Source organism: Bradyrhizobium rifense (assembly GCF_008123425.1).
Taxonomy (GTDB): domain Bacteria; phylum Pseudomonadota; class Alphaproteobacteria; order Rhizobiales; family Xanthobacteraceae; genus Bradyrhizobium; species Bradyrhizobium rifense.
Genome location: NZ_VSSS01000028.1, coordinates 29,073 through 48,820 on the forward strand (window position 1 = coordinate 29,073; position 19,748 = coordinate 48,820).

Here is a 19,748-nt window from a genome sequence, read left to right on the forward strand (position 1 = left end):
CCACAATCGGCAAAAGAAATGCCCGGGCAGGCCCGGGCATGACTCCTATCTGCGAAGCGTGGTGTGTGTGGCCGGCGCTTACCTGCCGTTGCCGCGGCAGGCGCCGCCGGGGCCGATATGGAAGCCGCGCGGGCAGGCATGCGCGGCGGGGTTGGCGAAGTTTCGCAAGCAACCGCCATAGGGCCCGCGGTGCCAGCCGGCGCCGCAGCCGCCGGCGACCGCAATGATATCGCCATTGCTCTGCGCGCCGAACGGCGCCAACGGCATGGCTTGGGCCGAGCTGACGATTGCGCCGAGCGCGAACGCCGCGGCAAATACGGTTCGTATCATGCTGTGTTCTCCTGGATTGCGTCGCTCAGTGGGTGGCTGCGAAAGCGATGCCGGCGCGCACTTCGGCGACCGCTTGGTCGATCAGCCCCAGCGCCCGTTCGCGATGGCCGCCCTTGTTGGGCTCGGCCTTGACGAGCTCGGCGCGGGCCGATTGCAGGATCGCCACCGCCTCGTCCATATGCGGTTGCGCGCCGAGCGCGTAGCCGATGTAGAGGCTGGTTGCGATGGCGCCGCCGAGCACGAGGCTGCGGGGTAGAGAGGTTCGCATGACGTTGTCTCCTCCAGCGGGCGTCAGGCTGGGGCCGCCCGGTTGCCCGGATGCGATTCGCGTGTGGCGGGATGTCGCATCCGTTGCCTGAATAGGATGGGTGTGTGCGGGCCGTCTTGGACTGTCCGGCGCCCGAGGCGGTGCGGCTTGGACTGACCGGCGCAGCTTGAATCAGATGGCCGTACTGGTAGCCTGTGACCGTCGGCCTTCAGCGCGGGTTCATTCCCGGCTTGCAAGGCTCAATTGTTTTCTGCGCGATTTTTTCCGAAAAAGTCTTTCCCGGAAGTCCTCACCGATGTCCGTCATCAGGAAGTCGCTCTCGACCGAGATGCTGCCGCAGGATCTGTCCGACCGGCAGCGCTTCATCCGTTTCGCCGAGCTGTTCGAGCATTTTTCCAACACCGGCGAGCTCGACCCGGCCTCCGACGTGCCGTTTCGCGCCACGATGAACTCGATCCATATCGGCACCACCATGCTCGGCCGCTGCGACGGCAGCTTCGTCACGGTGCGGCGGGAAAAGCGCCAGGTGATCGAGACCGGCGACGACCGCTTTTGCCTCGTGCGCAACACCGGCGATCGTCCCTCGCAGGTGGTTCATCGCGGTCGCGAATTCACCATGCGGGCGGGATCGATGGTGCTGCTCAAGCTCGACGAGCCGTTCTTCGCTGCCGATGGCGCGAGCCAGAAGCGTTTCACCAATGTGCATCTGCCGGTCGATTCACTGCGTGCGATGGTCACTGATGTCGACGACCTCGTCGGCTGCGAGCTCGAGCCCGGCGGCGCGCTGTCGCTGGTGATGGACTATAGCGATCTCCTGCTTCGTCATCCCGTGGCCGCCGACGAGGCCGGCATGGCGATCGCATCCCATCTGTTGGATCTCGCCGCGATCGGCCTGGGCGCCCGCAGCGACATTGCGGCCGCGGCACGGCGCCGGGGCCTGCGCGCGGTACGGCTGAAAGCCGTGCTGTCGATCCTCGAGACGCGCTTCCACGAGCCGGATTTTTCCGCGCAGAAGCTCGCCATGGCGGCCGGTCTTTCCGAGCGCTATGTCAACGAGCTCTTGTTCGAGGCGGGCGCGAGCTTCACCACCCGCCTGACCGAATTGCGCCTGCGCAAGGCGGCCGATTTGCTCACCCATCGCGAAGGCCGCATCAGCGACATCGCCTTCGCCTGCGGCTTCAACGATCTCTCGTACTTCAACCGCTGCTTTCGCCGCAGGTTCGGCCTGACGCCGACCGCGGCGCGGGGCAAGTGAGGCAGGCCTAAAGCGTCTCCACCTTCGGCGGCGGGTATCGCCGCGCCAGCATCGACAGCGGCAGGCGCCGTTCGTCCACCGGCAGCTCCAGCCAGGCCAGCACCAGCGGCCGCTTCCAGTCGCCGACGCCGAATTCCATGTCGACCCATTTCTGCGGCTTGGGCCCGTCGAGGCCGCGGACCCAGACGAAATAGCGGGGCAGGTCGTCGGTGTCCGTCGTGGGTCTCCTGGCCATCACTTGCTCACTGCCTCGACACGCATTGTCGACAGGATATAGGTAGCGGCGCGGCAAAGTCGAACGCGGGCCCCGCGGATGTTGCGCCGCCGACGGGGCACGTGGGTCTAGAGCACATGAACGAAACTGTGATCGATGCTTGGGATGATGCGTCGCAGGTGATGACGCGGCTCGCCGGCGCCTGGTCGTTCGACCGGGTCATCGAAGGTCAAGGGAGCATGCAGGGCCTTGCGACCTTCGCGCCATTGGACGCGGAGAATCTGGCCTATCGCGAGCAGGGACGCTTGAAGCTCCAGAACGGCACCGAGCTTGATGCGGAGCGGGAGTACGTTTTCCGCAAGCGCGACCGGGGATTCGAAGTCTTCTTCAAGGAGACTCCGCCACGGCTATTCCAAGCGATCGAACTCGCTGCATCCGATGGCGGCGGCTTCAGCGGAAGCGCCGGCCATCTCTGCAATCTCGATCATTATCAGTCGACTTACATCTTCCGCGGCGATGGCGGCTTTGTCATTCGTCACATCGTGTCGGGTCCGCGCAAGGATTACGTGATGATCACGACCTACACGCGGATGCGGTAAGGCGCGCGGCGGACCGCGCCGTCACTGCCAAAGCTCGCAGGTCGCCACCCGGTTGATATCAGCCAGCCGCCGCTCGGCATCGCCGCGGAGGTCGAGGCTTGCCAGCAGCGTCAGTAGGCGTTGATAGGCGCTCTCGGCGACTGCGACCGGCAGCGGTGCCTCGTCAAACGCTTCGACATAGCTGCCGACCAGATTGCTGAGGAGACGGCACAAGCCGCGCTGGGCGGGATCGTCCCGACCGAGCGTTTCGAGTTTTTGCTGAAAGATCCGGAAGGTCCGCAAACCGTCGTGCTGTTCGGAAAGCCACGCGTGCAGGTCGTTCATATGAGCTCCTTCGAGGAAGAGGAAGAAGCTACCGGTTTATACAGGGAGGATGTGACGTTTGGGAGGGGCAGGGCGAGATGCTGCTATGCTGTGACAGTCCGTCTCCGCCAAGAGGCTGCTTCAATACCAGGCCTGTGGATACCAAGGCGCAGCTTCCTCATGGAAGTCCGTGCAGCCTAGATGAGAACTTTCAGGATGTTGTCCATTCGGTCCAGCCAAGTCATCCCTGTCCATTCTACAATGCCGGCTCGGCCGTTTTCGCCGATGTGGAGACAATCACCCTGAACCGGTTCGCGCTGGTTTGGCGGGTGAACGCGCTCGACTCCCTCCTTTGTGCGCGCGAGATGATCCATGAGAGAAAACAGCCGACATCGCATATTGGGCTACTCCGGTCACGCATTGCCGAAGACCAATTAGCATCGCACGCCTGTCGTCCTCACGATGCACGAAGCAGAATGGCAGCGCTGGGAGCGGCGGGTTGCTACTGAGGGTTCAATGGAGGTCAGGCGGTTTGGTCGTCGGAATGGGCCAGAGCAAAAAAGCGGAGAAGCTGCGCGATAATATATGATATATTGTAGTCCGGCGTGTCGGTGGCACGCTGACAACGCACCATACGAGCCTGGAAGGGATTAATGGCAAACACGATCGATTTCAGCTCGAAGGATTATTTGCCCGATCTGGACAGCGCGGCGGTTGTGCCCGGGCTCCGCGGGGCTGTTGATCTCCGCCGCGACGCCTGGGGCATACCGCATATCCGCGCCGCCTCCGTCACCGATGGTTTCGCCGGGCTCGGCTTCGCCCATGCGCAGGACCGGCTCTGGCAGATGGAAGCGCTGCTGCGTCGAGGTACCGGGCGTTATGCGGAATGGGTTGGGAAACCCGCAATTGCCGGTGATATCCTGGCGCGCCAGCTCAACACCACGGGTGCTTCGAAGCGAGATTTCGCGCTGCTTAATGCCGAAACGAAGGCGATGCTCGAGGCCTATGCGCGCGGCGTCAATGCCTTCATCGCGCTTGGCGTGTGGCCGGTGGAGTACGCCCTTCTTGGCGCGAAGCCCTCGGCATGGGAGCCGTGGCATTCGATCGCGGTGATGCGCCAGATCGGCTTCCTGATGGGGTCGGTGTGGTGGAAATTGTGGCGAGCGGCGGCGTTGCCCATCGTCGGCGCTGGCGAAATCGGAAAGCTGCGTTTTGACGACGGCGGCGACGACATGTTGTGCATTCCGCCGGGTGCGGAAGGCGAGCGGTACTTGGCGGCCTTGGCCGACCTCAAGCCCGGGCTGGAGGCGATGCTGGCCACCGGAAACTACCAAGCCGACGCCGAAGTCGCGGGCGGCAGCAACAACTGGGTGCTGTCGTCGCAGCGCACCGCCACCGGCCGTCCGCTGCTGGCGGGCGATCCGCACCGCGTGCTGGAAATGCCGAGCATGTACTACCAGGCGCATCTGGCCTGCGACGAGTTCGACGCTATCGGCCTCTCTGTGCCGGGCGCGCCGGGCTTTCCCAATTTCGGCCATAACGGCAAGGTGGCGTGGTGCGTCACCCATGCCTTCGTCGACATTCACGATCTCTATATCGAGCGCTTTGATGCTGCGGTCGAAAACACCGCCTTCAAGGGCGGCTGGTCGCCGGTCACTCATCGTGCGGAGACCATTTCTGTGCGCGGCGAAAGTGATGTAGTGATCGACGTGGTGGAGACCATGCACGGTCCGGTCATCGTCGGCGAGCCCAAGGCCGGTACCGCCTTAGTGCTGCGTTCCATGCAGTTCGCGGAGCCCGACACCTCGTTCGACTGCACGCTGAAAGTGCTGCGTTCGAGCACAGTGAAAGAGCTGTACGAGGCCGGCGCCGAATGGGGCCTGATGGATCACAATCTGGTCGCCGCCGATATCAAGGGGCAGATCGGTAACCGCGTTCGCGCCAAGGTGCCAGTGCGCCCGCGCGCCAACGGCTGGCTGCCTGTGCCGGGCTGGACCGGCGAGCACGAGTGGAAGGGGATGATCCCGTTCGCAGACATGCCTTGGACCATCGATCCGGTCGAGCAGGCCATTGTCACCGCAAACAACCGCGTGATGGAAAATGGCACTCATTATTTTTGCACCGATGCCATGCCGCCGCATCGCACGCGGCGGATCTGGCAGCGCCTCGCCGGGATGGCGAAAGCGACGGTGGAGGACATGGCGTCGATTCATCGCGATACGGTCAGCGTGGTGGCGATCGAGTTTCGCGACCGGATCCGCAACGTCGCAGTCGCTGGAGAAGCTCTGGTCCTGCGCGACCGCATTCTCGACTGGGACGGCGCGATGGACGCACAGTCCAAGGCCGCGGTCGCCTATGTGGCCCTGCGCACCGCGCTGACCAAACTGGTTGCGGACAAAAGCGGCGTCCGTGCAGTGTCCGAGAGTCCCTACACCAAGGTACCGCCGGGGATATTTGGCGAGAGCCAGATATGGTGGACCGTGCCGCAGCTTTTGCGCGCGAACGATACCGGCTTGCTGAAGGGCGCCTCATGGGACGAGTTGCTGGCACAGGCGCTGGTTGACGCGGCGAGGGATTGCCCCGCGGAAGACTGGGCCGCGGTTCACCGGCCGATTCTGCGTCATCCGCTGTCGGCGATCTATCCCGAGTATGCCGCATCGCTTGACAAGCCCTGCGGTTTGCTCGGCGGCGACAATGATACGCCCTTCGCCACCGGCTACATTGCTCGGCTTGGCACCAAGGCAACCTATGCCGCATTGTCGCGCTACGTGTTCGACGTCGGCGCCTGGGACAATTGCCAGTGGATCGTGTTCCACGGCGCGTCCGGCCATACGGCCAGCGCAAGCTACGACAACCAGAATGCCGCGTGGGTGGAAGGAAAAATGGTCCCGATGCTATATGACTGGAAGCAGATCGAGTCGTCGGCCACGTCGCATCAGCAATTGCGCTCTGCGTGACGGCCGGAGATGATTTGGTGGACGACGGCCTGTGGACGATTCGCGATTTACTCCCTGAGGCACGATGCTCAAAGGCCTGAAAGTCAGCAGCCGGGATAACCTGACCTCGCGGGTCTATGACCAGATGCGGATCGGGCTCATGTCTGGCAGTTTCTGGCCTGGCCAGCGCCTGCGGGTGCGCGAGGTCGCGGCGGCCATGGAGGTCAGCGACACGCCGGTGCGCGAGGCGATGATGCAACTGGTCCGCGAAGGCGGACTGGAAATGCGGTCGGGCCAGACCATCAACGTCGTCAAGCTGTCGCGGGCACGCTATCTCGAACTGCGCGAAATTCGCTTCCTGCTGGAAGGCATGGCGACCGAGAAGGCAACGCCGCGGATGACCCCGGCCATGATCGCGCAACTGGAGAACCTGCACGCGCAGCTGATCGAGGCCGAGCAGACCGCGGACTATGAAGCGGCGACGCTGACCAACTACCAGTTCCATTTTCTGGTGTACCGCGCCTCAGGCATCGAGGACTTGGTCTCGATTCTGGAAAGCATCTGGCTGCGGCACGGGCCGATGCTCAAGCTGCTGTATCCTCATGCGCCGCCGGCCTATCCCGTGCGGCACCAGCATTTGAATTTGATGGATGCGCTGCGCAGCAATGACGCGGCCCTGGCGCGCCATGCGATCCTCGCCGACATCATTGAGGGCGGCAAGGCGATGGTCGATCTGCTCGAGCAGCTCGAAGACGGCCGCGCCGCCATGGTGGAGACCGCGCAAGGCGTCGTCGAACTGCAGTTTGGCCAGCCTGCGGCAGTTTCGAGCAAAACAAGCGCAGCTTGAGCGTCTTTTCATCTGGTCCTGCCGCCAATGACGTCAGGGTAATCCTTGCCGCCAAGAATATATCATATATCTTGGTGCTGACGATGGAGCATGGTAGCTGATGACAAGTGACCTCCGCCCGATCGACAAGAGCCTTCGTGACCGCGCCAGCCGCGTCGTGCCAGGCGGAATGTATGGCCATATGCGCGCCAGCGGTCTGCCGGACGGCTATCCGCAATTCTTCGCCCGCGGCGAGGGCTGCCACATCTGGGATGTGGACGGCCGCAAATATCTCGATTTCATGTGCAGCTGGGGCCCGATCGTGCTCGGCCACCATCATCCGGTGGTGGACGCCGCGGCGCGCAGGCAGATGGAGCAGGGTGACGTCCTCAACGGGCCATCCGAGCGCATGGTCGAACTGGCGGAGCGGGTGGTCGGCCTCGTCACCCATGCCGACTGGGCACTGTTTTCCAAGAACGGCACCGATGCCACGACCACCTGCGTGACACTGGCGCGCGGAGCCACTGGCAAGCGCAAGGTGCTGCTGGCCAAGGGCGCCTATCACGGCGCCGTTCCTTGGTGCTCGCCGCATCCGTACGGCGTGATGTCCGAGGATCGTGCCCACATCCTGTATTTCGACTACAACGACGTGGCCAGCCTGGAGGCGGCCGTGACGCAGGCGGGCGGTGATCTCGCTGCCATCGTGGTGTCGGCGTTCAAACATGATTACGGCCAGCATCAGGAATTGCCGGATCTGGCGTTCGCGCAGCGTGCACGGGCGTTGTGCGATGCCAACGATGCGGCTTTGATCCTCGATGACGTTCGCGCCGGCTTCCGGCTAACGCTGCATGGCAGTTGGGACCAGATCGGTGTGCAACCGGATCTCAGTGCCTGGAGCAAGGCGATCGCCAACGGTTACGCGCTTTCTGCAGTGATGGGCAACAACCGGTTTCGCGACGCGGCTGCGGCGCTATTCGCGACCGGCTCGTTCTGGTGCGGCGCCGTCGCGATGGCCGCGTCACTGGCGACCCTGGACGTGCTGGAAGCGGAGAACGGCCCCGAGCACATGCGCGCGATGGGACAGCGGCTGCGCGACGGCATCGCCGAACAGGCGCGGCGCTACAATCTCGGCGTCCGCCAGAGCGGCCCGGTGCAGATGCCGACCATCCTGTTCGAGGACGATGCCGATTACGCCAGAGGCAACCGCTTCACCCAGGAGACGCTGAAGCGCGGCGTTTATATGCATCCCAAGCACAACATGTTTCTCTCCGTCGCCCATACCGCAGCGGATATCGATCATGCGTTGTCGGTGACCGACGATGCCTTCAAGATCGTGGCGGGGCTTTAGATTGCGGGCGTGAACGGAATTTGCGGCGAACACTCGGGAGCAGGCGAATGAAGCAGAAACTCGCTCGACGCGGCGTTGCAGTGGCCCTGGCCCTGGTCCTCGGAGTTTCCTTTGGCGCCGCCGCCGCGCAAACGCCCAAGAAGGGTGGCACGCTGGTCTATGCCAGTGTGTCCGGTCCGGGCACGCTGGATCCCTACATGGCCTCCAGCGTTGTCGAGCTCGAAGTCATCAACAACATTTTCGAAGGCCTGGTGACCCTGGACAACGTCAACGCCACCAAACCGATGCTGGCGTCGAAAGCCACCGCCTCCGCCGATTTCAAGACGTACTCGTTCGAGCTCCGAAAGGGGGTCAAGTTTCACAACGGCCAGGAGATGACGTCGGCCGACGTCAAGGCGTCGTTCGAGCGCTATAAGCGCATCAGTCCCAACGCCAAGAACCTCGATGCCGTCGATCATTTCGACACGCCGGATCCCTACAGCTTCGTGATCGTGCTGAAGGAGCCCAATGTCGTGCTGCTCGACGTCATCAAGTCGCCGATCTATCCGCTGATGATCCTGCCGGCGTCGCAGAAGGACAAGCCGGCCCGCGACATCGAAGTGATCGGTACCGGCCCCTACAAGCTTGGCGAATGGGTCAAGGACAGCCACCTTGTCATTACCCGATTTGACGACTACACGGCCGACACCAGCTCGCCGGGCCGCGACGGCTACGCCGGCCGCAAGACCGTCTATCTCGATGCGGTGCGTTACCGCTTCATGCCGGAGATCACGACGCGTATCGCGGCTTTACAGAATGGCGAGGCGCAGCTGATCTCAAGCGTACCGCCCGACCTCAGCGCCAAGATCACTGAGCGCAAGGATCTGGCGATCCGCGAGGTGTTTCCGACACTCGGCAGCTATATCATCGTCAATTCGCAGAAGGGCCTCACTGCGAATGTGCTGATTCGTCAGGCGATCGCCGCGGCGATCAATGTCGATGAGATCATCGAAGGCGCCGGCGGGCTCAACAAGCGCAATCCCTGGATGTCGTTTCCCGGCACGCCCTACTTCCTCGGTGATACGGCACCGACCCCCTGGTACGACATCAAGAATCCAGCCAAGGCCAAGGAATTGCTGAAGCAGGCCGGCTACAAGGGCGAAAAGATAATCATCGAGACCAACAGCAACTACCAGTGGATGCGCGACACCATGCTGATCGTCGCCGAGCAGCTGAAGGCCGCCGGCATGACCGTCGATGTCCAAGTGACTGACTGGACCACGAACGCGTCGCACATGCAGCAAGGCACCGGAGACTGGAACCTGTCGACCACGGCGTTCGGTCCCGATCACATTCTCGGGCCGCAGCAGTGGCGGCCGATGCTCTACACGTTCCCGCACATTACCGGCAACGACATCATCGACAAGGCCTATGCCGAATTCTTCCAGGGCCAGACGCTGGAGGCGCGGCGCGCCAGCTGGCTGACGATTCAAAAGGAAGTGTTGGGCGGCGGCTATCTCGTCAAGATCGCAGATACCGGCCGGTTGAGCGGATATTCGAAGAGCCTGCAGGGCCAGAACGACTACGCCGGCATCCTGCAGCTATGGGATCTGTGGCTCAATTGATACGTGGCAACTGCAGGCTCCCGATGATTCGTCGGAGGAGGTCGCCCTGATACGCATCGTTGCCGTCAAGTTGCTTCAGGCCGTGCCGGTCATCCTGATCATCTCGATCCTGGCGTTCCTGCTGCTCAGCCTGCTGCCTGGCGATCCCGCGATGATCATTGCTGGCGACCAGGCCTCGCCTGCGGCGATCGAACAGGTACGCCGGCAACTCGGTCTCGATCGCTCGTTTCTGGAGCAACTCGGCATCTGGCTATTCAATCTGGCGCGCGGCAATTTCGGATCATCGCTGATCCTCAACCAGAGCGTATTGTCGGCGGTGGGCGAGCGTCTGCCGGTGACCTTGTCGCTGGCGGCATTGTCCATCGGTTTTACGATTCCGGTGGGCGTATTTCTCGGATCTCTGGCGGCGTATTTCCGGCGCACCTGGATCGACTCTGCGGTGATGACCGTGGCGCTGCTCGGTGTTTCCATCCCGGCATTTTGGATCGCTATCCTCGGCGTGATCCTGTTCAGCGTGCAACTGGGCTGGGTGCCCTCGAGCGGTTTTGCGCCGATCTCGCAGGGCGTCGGCCGGTGGTTCGCTTCCATGGCGTTGCCGGCTTTGATTTTGTCGCTGTTCCAGATCGGATTCCTCGCCCGCATGACCCGTTCGGCGATGCTCGACGTGCTTAGCCAGGACTACATCCGTACTGCCCGTGCCAAGGGGCTCAGCGAGTGGCGCACCGTCGGAAAGCACGCACTGCGCAACGCGCTGATCCTGATCATCACTGCCACCGGTATCCTGCTGAGTGCGGCTATCGGCGGCTCGGTGATCATCGAGCAGGTGTTCGCATTGCCGGGCATCGGCCGCATGGTGGTGCAAGCGATCATGGCGCGCGATTATCCGCTGGTGCAGGGCACCATGCTGATCCTCGGTTTCACGTTCGTGATGATCAACCTGATCGTCGACATTCTCTACACTCTCGCCGATCCGCGTGTGCGCCATGACTGACGTCGGCATCGGAGCCCCGGCGACGGCGGCAGCGATTGCCGCACCGCGCGGCCACGGTACGTTGCGCCGGCTGCTGCGGCATCGCTCGTTCCTGATCGGCTTCACCATCATCGCGCTGCTGGCGATTCTCGCCCTACTGGCTCCTCTGATTGCGCCGGTTGATCCTTCCGCGATGCGGGTGCGTTTCCGTTTCCGGCCGCCGCAGGCCGCGTTCTGGTTCGGCACCGACCAGTTCGGCCGCGACATCTTCACCCGCGTGTTGTACGGCACGCGCATTTCGCTGTTCGTCGGTTTTGCGGTCTGCGTGGTCTCCGGCCTTTGCAGCGCCATTCTCGGCGTGATCGCAGCGCAGTTTCGCCGGCTAGACAGCGCCATCATGCGGTTGATGGATGCGTTGATGTCGTTCCCCGCGATCCTGCTGGCGCTGGGTATCGCCGCGGCGTTGGGCCCGCGGGTCTCAAGCGTCATCATCGCTCTGACCGTTGCCTACATTCCCGCTGGCGTGCGCATTGTCCGCGCCGCCGCGCTGACCGTGCGCGAGATGGATTACGTGCAGGCTGCACAGGTGTCCGGCGCGTCGTCGCTGCGCATCGTGCTGCGTCATATCCTGCCGAACTGCTTCAGCCCGCTCTTGGTGCACCTCACCTTCATCTTCGCCTACGCGATGCTGGCAGAGGCGGCGCTCAGCTTTCTCGGCGTTGGCATCCAGCCGCCGATTGCCAGCTGGGGCAACATCATCGCCGAGGGCCGCGACTACGCCACCCAGGCTTGGTGGGTGATGCTGTTTCCCGGCATTGCCATCAGCCTCGCCGCGCTCAGTCTCAACCTGCTGGGCGACGCACTGGGCGACATGCTCGACCCCCGCCTCAAGGGAGGCGAGTGATGGCCGTGCCGCTGCTCTCCATCCGCAACCTGACGGTCCAGTTTCGCGTCGATACCGGCTGGGTTACGGCCATCGACGACGTCTCGCTGGATGTCGGCACCGGCGATTGCGTCGGCGTTGTGGGCGAATCCGGTAGCGGCAAGAGCGTCACCGCGCTGTCGGTCCTGCAACTGCACGATCGCGTCACCACGCGGATGCCGTCAGGCTCGATCCTGTACCAGGGCGACGACCTGCTGCGTGCCAAAGGTTCGACCATGCGGCGGATCCGCGGCAGCGAGATCGCCATGATCTTCCAGGACCCGATGTCGTCGCTCAATCCGGTGCTGACCGTGGCCGACCAGATTTCCGAGACGCTGCGTCAGCATCAGGGCCTCACCGGCGCGGCCGCGCGAAAGCGCGTGATCGAGCTGCTCGGTTTGGTCCGGATTCCCGACGCGGCGCGACGCGCCGACGACTATCCTCACCGCTTGTCCGGTGGCATGCGGCAGCGCGTAATGATCGCCATGGCCATCGCCTGCAAGCCGCGGCTGCTGATCGCCGATGAGCCGACCACCGCGCTGGACGTCACCATCCAGGCGCAGATCCTCGAATTGCTGCGCGATCTGCGCCGCGAATTGAGCATGTCGGTGATGCTGATCTCCCACGATCTCGGCGTGATCGCCGAATTCGCCCAGCGCGTCGTGGTGATGTATGCCGGCCGCGTCGTCGAGGACGCGCCGGTAACACAGCTCTTTCGCCGGCCGGTACATCCCTACACCATGGGCCTGATCGCGGCCGTGCCGGCGCTCGACAGTGATGCACCAAGGCTGACCACGATCGCAGGGCGCATTCCCGGCCCGCAGGAGATCATCCCCGGCTGCCGTTTCAGCCCGCGCTGTGCGCTGGTGCTACAGGGTTGCCGCGAGGAGCCACCATCCATGCAGATGGTCAGTGATGGCCAGTCGGCGCGTTGTCCGCCGCGGATCCAGGTTCTGGATGTGCGGCATGTCTGATCAGCCCATCGTTGAGGTCCGTGACCTCAGGAAGACCTTTTCCGTCAAGCATGCTGGCGGCGTCTCGACGCTTCATGCGCTGAGCGGCGTCAATTTCGAGATCATGCGCGGCGAGACCCTGGGGCTGGTCGGCGAGTCCGGCTCCGGCAAGACCACCGCCGGCCGCATTCTGGTCGGGCTGGTCCCGGCCGGCAGCGGTAGCGTGCGCCTGTTCGGCCACGACATCACCGGCGCCGATGGCAAGGTGCAGCTGGCAAAGGTGCGCACGCGGCTGCAATTCGTGTTTCAGGATCCTTATGCTTCGCTCAATCCGCGAATGCGGATCGGCAGCGCCATCGCCGAGCCGCTGGATATCGCCGGCGGCCTGTCGCGAAAGGATCGCAACGATCGTGTCGCCGAATTGCTCGATCTGGTCGGATTGCCAAAGACCAGCATCGATCGCTATCCGCACGAGTTCTCAGGCGGCCAGCGCCAGCGCATCGTCATTGCTCGCGCGCTGGCGCTCAATCCGGAGTTCGTGGTCTGCGACGAGCCGGTGTCGGCGCTCGACGTCTCCATGCAGGCGCAGATCGTCAACCTGCTGCTCGATCTGCAGGACCGGCTTGGCTTGAGCTATTTGTTCATCGCGCACGATCTCGCGGTGGTTCGGGCAGTATCGACGCGAGTCGCGGTGATGTATGCCGGTTCGATTGTCGAGACGGCGCCGAAATCGCAGATCTACAGCGATCCGCAGCATCCCTATTCGCGTGCGCTGCTCGACGCGGTGCCGCGCGCTGATCCGGACTATGTCAGACATCCGGTGGTGTCAGGCGAAGTGCCGAGCCTGCTCGATCCGCCGCCGGGCTGCAGCTTTCATCCGCGCTGCCCGTTCGCATTCGAGCGCTGTCGGGTCGAGGTGCCGATCCTCAAGGAATCCGGGCCTGATCGACGTGTCGCCTGTCATCTCTTCGCATGATGCCGACCTAGCGATCGCTATTTCGTTTCGTCTTAGGGGAGACTTCATTGCCGCTGTCGTCCACCGATTCGGCCGAGCCGGATCTCGCGCGCCGGCAGGCCTCTTACGCGGGAATGGATCGCGGACGAAAGGCGCTCTTGGCGGACTTTCACAACTGGGCCCCGCGAGTCAGTCTGTCCTCCGATGGCAAAGCGAGAGGCCTGCGATAGCGGTATGCGAGATCGTGCCATCCTTGCCGTTGCCGTAAGGGCCGATGGAGTAGGTTTTTTGACCGCTATGGAAGCGGTAGCCCATCCGCCGGAGCTTGGAGGCAGCATTGCCGGGCCTGCTCTCGTCCGGCGTGACGAAGAGTTTTCGTTCGCGCGACCGCACATCGACGCCTTTTTCGTGCCGCGGTTTCTTCGGCAAAGCTTCACGAAGGGCTAACTCGGTCCTAAGGCAATTGTGCAAAGCAGTGTGAGCTGGGCGAGGGGCCAGCAAAACACGAAGCGCCTCAAATGACCAGAAGTGGACACGATCATGAACAATTCCATCGAAGCATCCGAGTTCTTGTCTGTTCAGCTGGAGGGCACCGCTGTGGTGGGCCCGGACGGCGATCGAATCGGATCGATCGAAAGTGCCGCCATCGACCGGACGAGTGGCTCCCTCTCGCACGTGGTGATGGCCGTCACACGATTCGGATTCGTTACGGCACGGTATATGCTTCCTTGGCATCACCTCGACTATGACCGCCAACTCGCCGCCTATCGGGTGGATCTCACGCATGGGCAGTTGCAGGCTGCTTCGCTTCCTCAGGAGCCCTTCGGTTACGGGCTTTGACCGACGTCGACGGCCGGCGTGCGGGGCCCAATGCGATCAAGGTCGCGGGTCTGTTGCCAACATCGAAGGCAAAAAAAGCTTCAGTCAGTCTGATGCTAAGGTACTCTTCTCCAATTCGCCGACTTGCAGACCAATCCACCGATGATGCAGCCCGAGGTGCTGAGGGTCGATCCTTCAATAAGCATCTTGCCTGAATAGATTGACCCGTTGTCAGGATTGACGGCCTTTCCGGTCCATGAGTTCGCCCCATCGGGACGCATGTCGAAGAACAGACGTTGCCCGACTTTGGCTTTTGTCTCCGCGCCGGGCTTTAACCACGCGATGTTTCCGCAAATGGCGTCGCCACACGTGTCAAACTTGACATGCACAGCGCCATTATCGCGTGACCAGGTCCCCAAGATACCGTCCGCGAGACTGGAACTCGTGCTCAGCAGCAAGACCGTCAAAGCTAGGCCTAGGCGCACTACGTTCATCACATCATCCTCGGTTATTGCTTCCAATTAACGAACATCCGCGAGGTGCATGTCGCTCAGGGTTGTCGAAAGGCTGCGTACGATGAGCGCCGTGATCGCTCTATGGAGATTTTCATTTTGTACGGGTTCGCCAGTGCTTGGTGAGTAACTGTCGTCGACTTGCCTGGTGGGACCCGGAAGCTGGACCTCCACCGCGTCGTCGAGCGGTGGCGCGCTCCTTTTTTCAATAACGTCGAACGTCTTGCCGTCGAAAACTCTGATTTCGTAGAGTGCATGGATCTGGTTGTAAGACGCCAGCATCGTCCCGTAGTTAACGACGCCGATGCCTTCGACCTTTAGGGCGCCGCGGCCGAAATTCGATTTTGCCTTGGTGATCACGATGTAGGCGTCGAGCCCTTGCGGGGACACTTCAGTCCGAACCAGCTTCTTGAATGGATCGTCACGAACGAGGTTTACGGGTGCAATCGGAGAATCCTTGACCGCCGCAAAGGCAGCTCGGTTGTAACGGATCGGCTGCACCTGAAACCGCCCGTTCAATGCCGTGGTTGCCTGCTGAACGATCAGATCGTCGAGGCCCCATGACCCGATCGGGAAACTTTGACTGGGGTTGTTGCTCAGCCCGGTGAACCCCGCCCTTGCAAAGCTCATCTCGCCGCCGACTGCCGAGATGATGCCGACGGTCTTCACCGCCTGCAGTTTCGTCTCGCCAGTTTCGAACATGGCGCAGGCACTGACGCTGATGGCAACAAGAAGTACTGTTGCAGAGTTTAGGTGTCGATTGCTTCGGCGCATGGTGTTCTATCGAATTTTGAAGTCGAATGAATAGGAGGCGCCAATGCCGACGGTCGTTTGATTCGGCGAACCGCGAAGGGTCACCAGAGGACTCTTCGCTGCGTCGCCGAGCAGCCGCTCGTACTCGACATAGGCGTGGACCTCCCATTTCGGATCGATCCGATAGGATACCTGTGCGCCCGCTCCGTACGAGTGCGCGCCGCCCTTGGCGTCGAAGGCGGGCAAACCTGTCGCCAACGCTTGCGCGGCGTCGATGCCGAAATAGGGTGTGGTCGCTTTGGTGCTTTCCCAAGTGAAGCGCGGACCGGCTGACAGGGTGAGACGCTGAATGATTGGCACGATGAAGTCTGCCGACAGATCGGCGACGACGCCGTGGTGGCCGCCGATGCCCTGGCGGAGTTCGCCGCGCGTCCGAAACCAGTCGACCGGATAGTATTCGACAAAGCCGCCGAGCTCGACCGTAGTGCCGACGTCGCCGAGGCCAGTCAGCTCGGAATAGCTGCTGGCCTTTCGCGACGATACGAACTTGGCAGCTGGGCCTGCCCGAAGGTCACCGAAGTCGATCAGTGCGATGCTGGCGCTGTCGCGCGGGCCACGAAACTGATCCGTCGTGCCGGCACGACGGATCGCAAAAATCGGGACCGGGCTGAACATGCTCCGGTTCGCGCCCTCGAAATCGGGTTTGTATTCGCCGCCCACCCCGACCATGACGGTCCAGTTGCCGGACACTGAAGGCACCATGGGCAACTCAAAAGGGGGAGCTGGCAACGTGAACAGAGTTTGCGCTGATGCGGAATTGGAGACGGCGCCGCCGCTACCGAGTGCGGTAAGCAGCGCAGTCAAGAACGTTCGCCGGGCGCCCCGGCTCGTTGACGGGTGGAGGCCGGCTTTGACGGCATTCTTCATTGGAGGGGGCCTCTGACCCCCGGGCCTTTTTGGCAGGGTCGGCTCGTGTGGTTGGGAGCGGCAAGGTGATGCGCCTACATTGCCTCAAGATTGCCCCGTGGGGGCAAACCGGAACTCCCCCGAAAACTTCCAGGGCCGGATGTTCGCCGGAATGTCTTCCAGATTGTATGCGTGCCGCCTTGACGGCCGACGTGCGGGCTCCCCACGGACTGGAGAGCGCCGACGTTGCGAACCTCAGGCGCGATTCGTCTTGCCATGAATGCGGCTAACGCTCGGCGAAATCGCCAGTCTAGCGCACGCGATCATTATATTTGGACGGCCTTGGCGAGATCGCTGAAGTTGCTGGAATCGCAGCCGGTAAGTATTTTGCAAGAACGGAGGCATCGAGGCTATGGACTGCGCTATCGGGCAGTCGATTCCAGACTTCGTCGTGCCCAAAAATCGACATACCCACATAGCCGCGAAGCGTAAGGGCTTGACCGTCGGGACTGACGGTCATGTTCGCGCTGTAAATCTTGCCGTCGCGCGGATCGAGGATGTCGCCACCTTCGTATTTCAAGCCGTTCCGTTTCATTCCCCTGATAAAGGCAAGACCCAATAGCGGCTCATTCCTGCGATCATCGACGCATTTGGTGCAGACCGCGCCGGAATCGTCTCCCGGCTTGGGAAATCTCTTTGCAATAGCCCCTTCATAGGTGCCGCCGCGCTCGAAGATCAACACCCATACGACAGGCTTCCCAGCTGCAGTTTTTTCCCACAGGCCAGTGGCCGTGGGTTCGTCCGCTCTCGCTGAATGCGGCAACGCCGTGAGCTCCGCGATGCTGACCACCAGCAGCATAGCCAACCGAAGCCGCTTTAAGATCTTGCAAATTGTCATCGCGGTTCCCGAGTACAAAAGCTGCGCTGATATTCCATGGCTTTGAGAGTTACCTCATGGTCGTATGGCTCATGAGCTCGAGGTACGCATGGTCCACCAACATTGCCCCAAGATTGCCTCGGGCGAATCAGTAGCCTTCACCTTTGCATGAGCCGGTCCGATCCTCCGCGACTTGCGTTGGCGGGACAAATTGCCCTAAGGGGGAAGCTCCGGGCGGACCGACGTGTCAAAATCCAGCGAAGCGGGGAATGCCGCGATCCCGCAACATCAGCCCCAGCAGGGAAGATCGATGCGCTCCCTTGTGATCGAAGACGAACCGCAGATCGGGGCCTATCTTGCTCGTTTGCTCGGGCAGTTGCAGGGAATCGTTGACGTCGTCGCGTCCGTTTCGGATGCCCAGCAAGCGCTCAGCAATTTCAAGTACGATCTCGCAATCGTCGACCGGATGCTGCCTGACGGCGACGCGCTCAAGATCGTCATAGCATTGAGCCAGCTGCCCGAAAGGCCGGCGATCATTATGCTGACGGCTAAAGATGCCAAGGAAGACGTGATCGATGGCCTCAACAGCGGAGCAGACGATTATCTCGGCAAACCCTTCGAGCCGCAGGAATTCATCGCCAGGGTGCGGGCCGTGCTGCGGCGGCCTCGGCTCCTCGCTCCGTCGGTCCTGTCGTTCGGAAACGTCGAGCTGCACGTCGGCACCAATGAGGCCATTGTGGCCAACAAGAAGGTTCTGCTGCGGCGACGTCAAGCTCTGATCCTCGGGGCGTTGCTGATGCGGCGCGACCGCGTCATCACGCGCGCGGCCCTGATGGAGGAGATCTATGGGTTCGATGACGAGATCGAATCCAATACGCTCGAAGCGCAGGTATCCCGGCTCCGCAAAACGCTGACCGAGCTTGGCGGAGACGTCGAGATCCGGAGCATGCGGGGCATTGGCTACATTCTGAGGATGACGCAGACCCGATGACGTCGATCACCAGGACGCTGACGCTTTCGCTCAGCCTGGCTGCAGCGGCAATCTTCCTCGTCTTGCTCAGCATCGTGATCTGGCTGGATATGACGCGCGAACGCGAGCAAGCCTTTTGCCAGGCAGCCGCGGTGATTCTCGATCGCGCCACGGTGGTCGATTCCGGCCGGGAACTGACGATCCGTTCCATAGACGGCATCCGGGAGCTGAAATCCAATAGCCCCAACCTGTGGTACGTCGTGTCCTACAATGGCTTGATGGTCGAGTTCGGACGCGAACTCAGACCCGCCCTCCCGTTCTCACTACCCTATACCGGGCCGATCGGTTTCTCGGTCCTCAATACGCTTGACCAGAAGAGCTCCTTCTGCCTGGCCGTGGTCCGCAGCGGTGCTTCCGAACTCGTTATGATAGTCGGAGGTGCGCAAGTCAGGTTCGGCCAGATCGTAAGGTCGTTCGTCGGACGAAATCTTTTCCCCGTTCTGCTGCTTGCCGTTGCCTTTGCGTTGACGGTCGCGACCGGCGCGTTCCTGTCTGCGCGCTTCGTGGCCCGCAGCATCGAACGCGTGACCAGGCTGGCGCTCGCAATCGAGCCGACCGCGCCCCAGGCGTCGATCTCGCTCGATGAGGTCCCGTCCGAGCTCAAGCCGCTGGTTAGAGCGCTTAACCGCGCCTTCCATGAGATCGACGCCTACATCCAGCGGCAACGCAGATTTATCGGCAATGCGGCCCATCAGCTCCGAACGCCGTTGACCCTGCTGCGTGCCAAGATCGACGACGTGACCGAACCTGCCCTGAAAATTGAATTGGTGCGCGATGTTCGTCGCCTCTCGTCGCTGGTCTCGGCCATGCTGGACCTGGCGCGGTTACAAAATCATGCGATCGAAAAGCGGCCCGTTGATCTGGGAGTTGTAACGCGGGACGTCCTTGCAGATTTGAGTCCCTCCGCGCTGGACGCCGGAATCGAGCTCTCGCTAGAGCAGGTCGGGGAAGGCACCCTCGTGGTGCACGGCGTCGAAGCTGCTATTCGGAGCGCCCTGGCCAACCTGGTCGGCAACGCATTAGTCCATGCGCACGGCGCCGGACGCGTCGTGGCCAACCTTAATCGCGGCAGCGTTTCGATCTGCGACGACGGGGCTGGAATCTTTCCAAGCGCCGGGCGCATCGAGCCGTTTCAAACCGGCAATCCGTCAAAAGAGGGTTACGGACTCGGCCTGTCGATCGTCCAGGAGATCATGGCGGCCCACGGAGGGACGCTGATCGTCACGTCGACGCCAGGACGCGGGACGACGGCCACCCTGCGCTTTCCCGAGGCTTCTGAAGCAACGCCCGGCGAAGCCGGTTCCGGCAACATTGAGGCAATCTAGTCGGAGCTCTCCGCTGGCGGCGTGCATCGCACGTCATGCCAAG

21 protein-coding genes are annotated in these 19,748 nt (G+C 62.3%); 13 read left to right on the plus strand and 8 right to left on the minus strand.

The window, feature by feature from the left end:
- Nucleotides 1-78 precede the first annotated feature (78 nt).
- A complete protein-coding gene (locus FXB40_RS18020) occupies nt 79-330 on the minus strand; it encodes a GCG_CRPN prefix-to-repeats domain-containing protein (protein ID WP_148773532.1) in 252 nt (83 codons plus the stop codon).
- Between the two features lie 25 nt (nt 331-355).
- On the minus strand, nt 356-598 hold the full coding sequence (locus FXB40_RS18025; RefSeq protein ID WP_148773533.1) for a hypothetical protein: 243 nt from the start codon (nt 596-598) through the stop codon (nt 356-358).
- 295 nt (nt 599-893) lie between these two features.
- On the opposite strand from FXB40_RS18025, the gene FXB40_RS18030 reads away from it, so the two are divergent.
- Nucleotides 894-1,853 carry a helix-turn-helix transcriptional regulator gene (locus tag FXB40_RS18030; protein WP_148773534.1) on the plus strand — a complete coding sequence of 320 codons (960 nt, stop codon included), beginning with the start codon at nt 894-896 and terminating at the stop codon, nt 1,851-1,853.
- A 7-nt stretch (nt 1,854-1,860) separates the two neighbouring features.
- Here the strand turns inward: FXB40_RS18030 and FXB40_RS18035 are convergent, their stop codons facing one another.
- Nucleotides 1,861-2,088, minus strand: a complete 228-nt coding sequence (locus FXB40_RS18035; RefSeq protein WP_148773535.1) for a hypothetical protein — start codon at nt 2,086-2,088, stop codon at nt 1,861-1,863.
- 116 nt (nt 2,089-2,204) lie between these two features.
- Here FXB40_RS18035 and FXB40_RS18040 point away from each other — a divergent pair, with 116 nt between their 5' ends.
- On the plus strand, nt 2,205-2,666 hold the full coding sequence (locus FXB40_RS18040) for a DUF6314 family protein (RefSeq protein ID WP_148773536.1): 462 nt from the start codon (nt 2,205-2,207) through the stop codon (nt 2,664-2,666).
- Nucleotides 2,667-2,687: 21 nt separating this feature from the next.
- On the opposite strand, the gene FXB40_RS18045 is transcribed toward FXB40_RS18040, so the two are convergent.
- Entirely contained in the window at nt 2,688-2,990 is a 303-nt protein-coding gene (locus FXB40_RS18045) for a hypothetical protein (RefSeq protein WP_148773537.1), read from the minus strand.
- A gap of 632 nt (nt 2,991-3,622) precedes the next feature.
- Between FXB40_RS18045 and FXB40_RS18050 the strand changes: the two genes are divergently transcribed.
- From FXB40_RS18050 to FXB40_RS18095, 9 genes are all read left to right on the plus strand, one after another.
- The gene (locus FXB40_RS18050; protein WP_148773538.1) at nt 3,623-5,926 is read left to right on the plus strand and encodes a penicillin acylase family protein; all 2,304 of its coding nucleotides are present in this window, start codon (nt 3,623-3,625) and stop codon (nt 5,924-5,926) included.
- A 64-nt stretch (nt 5,927-5,990) separates the two neighbouring features.
- Nucleotides 5,991-6,752 (plus strand): GntR family transcriptional regulator, encoded by a 762-nt coding sequence (locus FXB40_RS18055; RefSeq protein WP_148773539.1) that lies wholly within the window; start codon nt 5,991-5,993, stop codon nt 6,750-6,752.
- 100 nt (nt 6,753-6,852) lie between these two features.
- Nucleotides 6,853-8,079, plus strand: coding sequence for an aminotransferase class III-fold pyridoxal phosphate-dependent enzyme (locus FXB40_RS18060; protein WP_210352168.1), 1,227 nt, complete (start codon nt 6,853-6,855; stop codon nt 8,077-8,079).
- Between the two features lie 47 nt (nt 8,080-8,126).
- Nucleotides 8,127-9,683 carry an ABC transporter substrate-binding protein gene (locus FXB40_RS18065; protein ID WP_148773540.1) on the plus strand — a complete coding sequence of 519 codons (1,557 nt, stop codon included), beginning with the start codon at nt 8,127-8,129 and terminating at the stop codon, nt 9,681-9,683.
- Nucleotides 9,684-9,729: 46 nt separating this feature from the next.
- A complete protein-coding gene (locus FXB40_RS18070; protein ID WP_187436962.1) occupies nt 9,730-10,674 on the plus strand; it encodes an ABC transporter permease in 945 nt (314 codons plus the stop codon).
- Nucleotides 10,667-11,557: an ABC transporter permease gene (locus FXB40_RS18075; RefSeq protein WP_148773541.1), complete on the plus strand. Its 891-nt coding sequence runs from the start codon at nt 10,667-10,669 to the stop codon at nt 11,555-11,557. The genes FXB40_RS18070 and FXB40_RS18075 overlap by 8 nt, the downstream gene beginning before the upstream one ends.
- Nucleotides 11,557-12,549: an ABC transporter ATP-binding protein gene (locus FXB40_RS18080; protein WP_148773542.1), complete on the plus strand. Its 993-nt coding sequence runs from the start codon at nt 11,557-11,559 to the stop codon at nt 12,547-12,549. The genes FXB40_RS18075 and FXB40_RS18080 overlap by 1 nt, the downstream gene beginning before the upstream one ends.
- Nucleotides 12,491-13,504 (plus strand): ABC transporter ATP-binding protein, encoded by a 1,014-nt coding sequence (locus tag FXB40_RS18085; protein WP_430647559.1) that lies wholly within the window; start codon nt 12,491-12,493, stop codon nt 13,502-13,504. Before FXB40_RS18080 ends, FXB40_RS18085 begins: the two co-directional genes overlap by 59 nt.
- A gap of 519 nt (nt 13,505-14,023) precedes the next feature.
- Nucleotides 14,024-14,323, plus strand: a complete 300-nt coding sequence (locus tag FXB40_RS18095; RefSeq protein WP_148773545.1) for a PRC-barrel domain-containing protein — start codon at nt 14,024-14,026, stop codon at nt 14,321-14,323.
- Between the two features lie 95 nt (nt 14,324-14,418).
- On the opposite strand, the gene FXB40_RS18100 is transcribed toward FXB40_RS18095, so the two are convergent.
- The 4 genes from FXB40_RS18100 to FXB40_RS18115 all read right to left on the minus strand — a co-directional run bounded on the left by FXB40_RS18100 (nt 14,419) and on the right by FXB40_RS18115 (nt 17,371).
- Nucleotides 14,419-14,796 (minus strand): DUF2147 domain-containing protein, encoded by a 378-nt coding sequence (locus tag FXB40_RS18100; protein ID WP_148773546.1) that lies wholly within the window; start codon nt 14,794-14,796, stop codon nt 14,419-14,421.
- A gap of 27 nt (nt 14,797-14,823) precedes the next feature.
- The gene (locus FXB40_RS18105; RefSeq protein WP_148773547.1) at nt 14,824-15,588 is read right to left on the minus strand and encodes a hypothetical protein; all 765 of its coding nucleotides are present in this window, start codon (nt 15,586-15,588) and stop codon (nt 14,824-14,826) included.
- Between the two features lie 6 nt (nt 15,589-15,594).
- Complete coding sequence (locus FXB40_RS18110) at nt 15,595-16,494, minus strand: MipA/OmpV family protein (RefSeq protein ID WP_148773548.1); 900 nt, start codon at nt 16,492-16,494, stop codon at nt 15,595-15,597.
- 289 nt (nt 16,495-16,783) lie between these two features.
- The gene (locus FXB40_RS18115) at nt 16,784-17,371 is read right to left on the minus strand and encodes a DUF2147 domain-containing protein (protein WP_148773549.1); all 588 of its coding nucleotides are present in this window, start codon (nt 17,369-17,371) and stop codon (nt 16,784-16,786) included.
- A gap of 223 nt (nt 17,372-17,594) precedes the next feature.
- On the opposite strand from FXB40_RS18115, the gene FXB40_RS18120 reads away from it, so the two are divergent.
- Both FXB40_RS18120 and FXB40_RS18125 read left to right on the plus strand, forming a co-directional pair.
- Nucleotides 17,595-18,341: a response regulator transcription factor gene (locus FXB40_RS18120; RefSeq protein ID WP_246207687.1), complete on the plus strand. Its 747-nt coding sequence runs from the start codon at nt 17,595-17,597 to the stop codon at nt 18,339-18,341.
- Nucleotides 18,338-19,705 carry a sensor histidine kinase gene (locus FXB40_RS18125; protein WP_148773550.1) on the plus strand — a complete coding sequence of 456 codons (1,368 nt, stop codon included), beginning with the start codon at nt 18,338-18,340 and terminating at the stop codon, nt 19,703-19,705. The genes FXB40_RS18120 and FXB40_RS18125 overlap by 4 nt, the downstream gene beginning before the upstream one ends.
- Nucleotides 19,706-19,748: the final 43 nt, after the last annotated feature.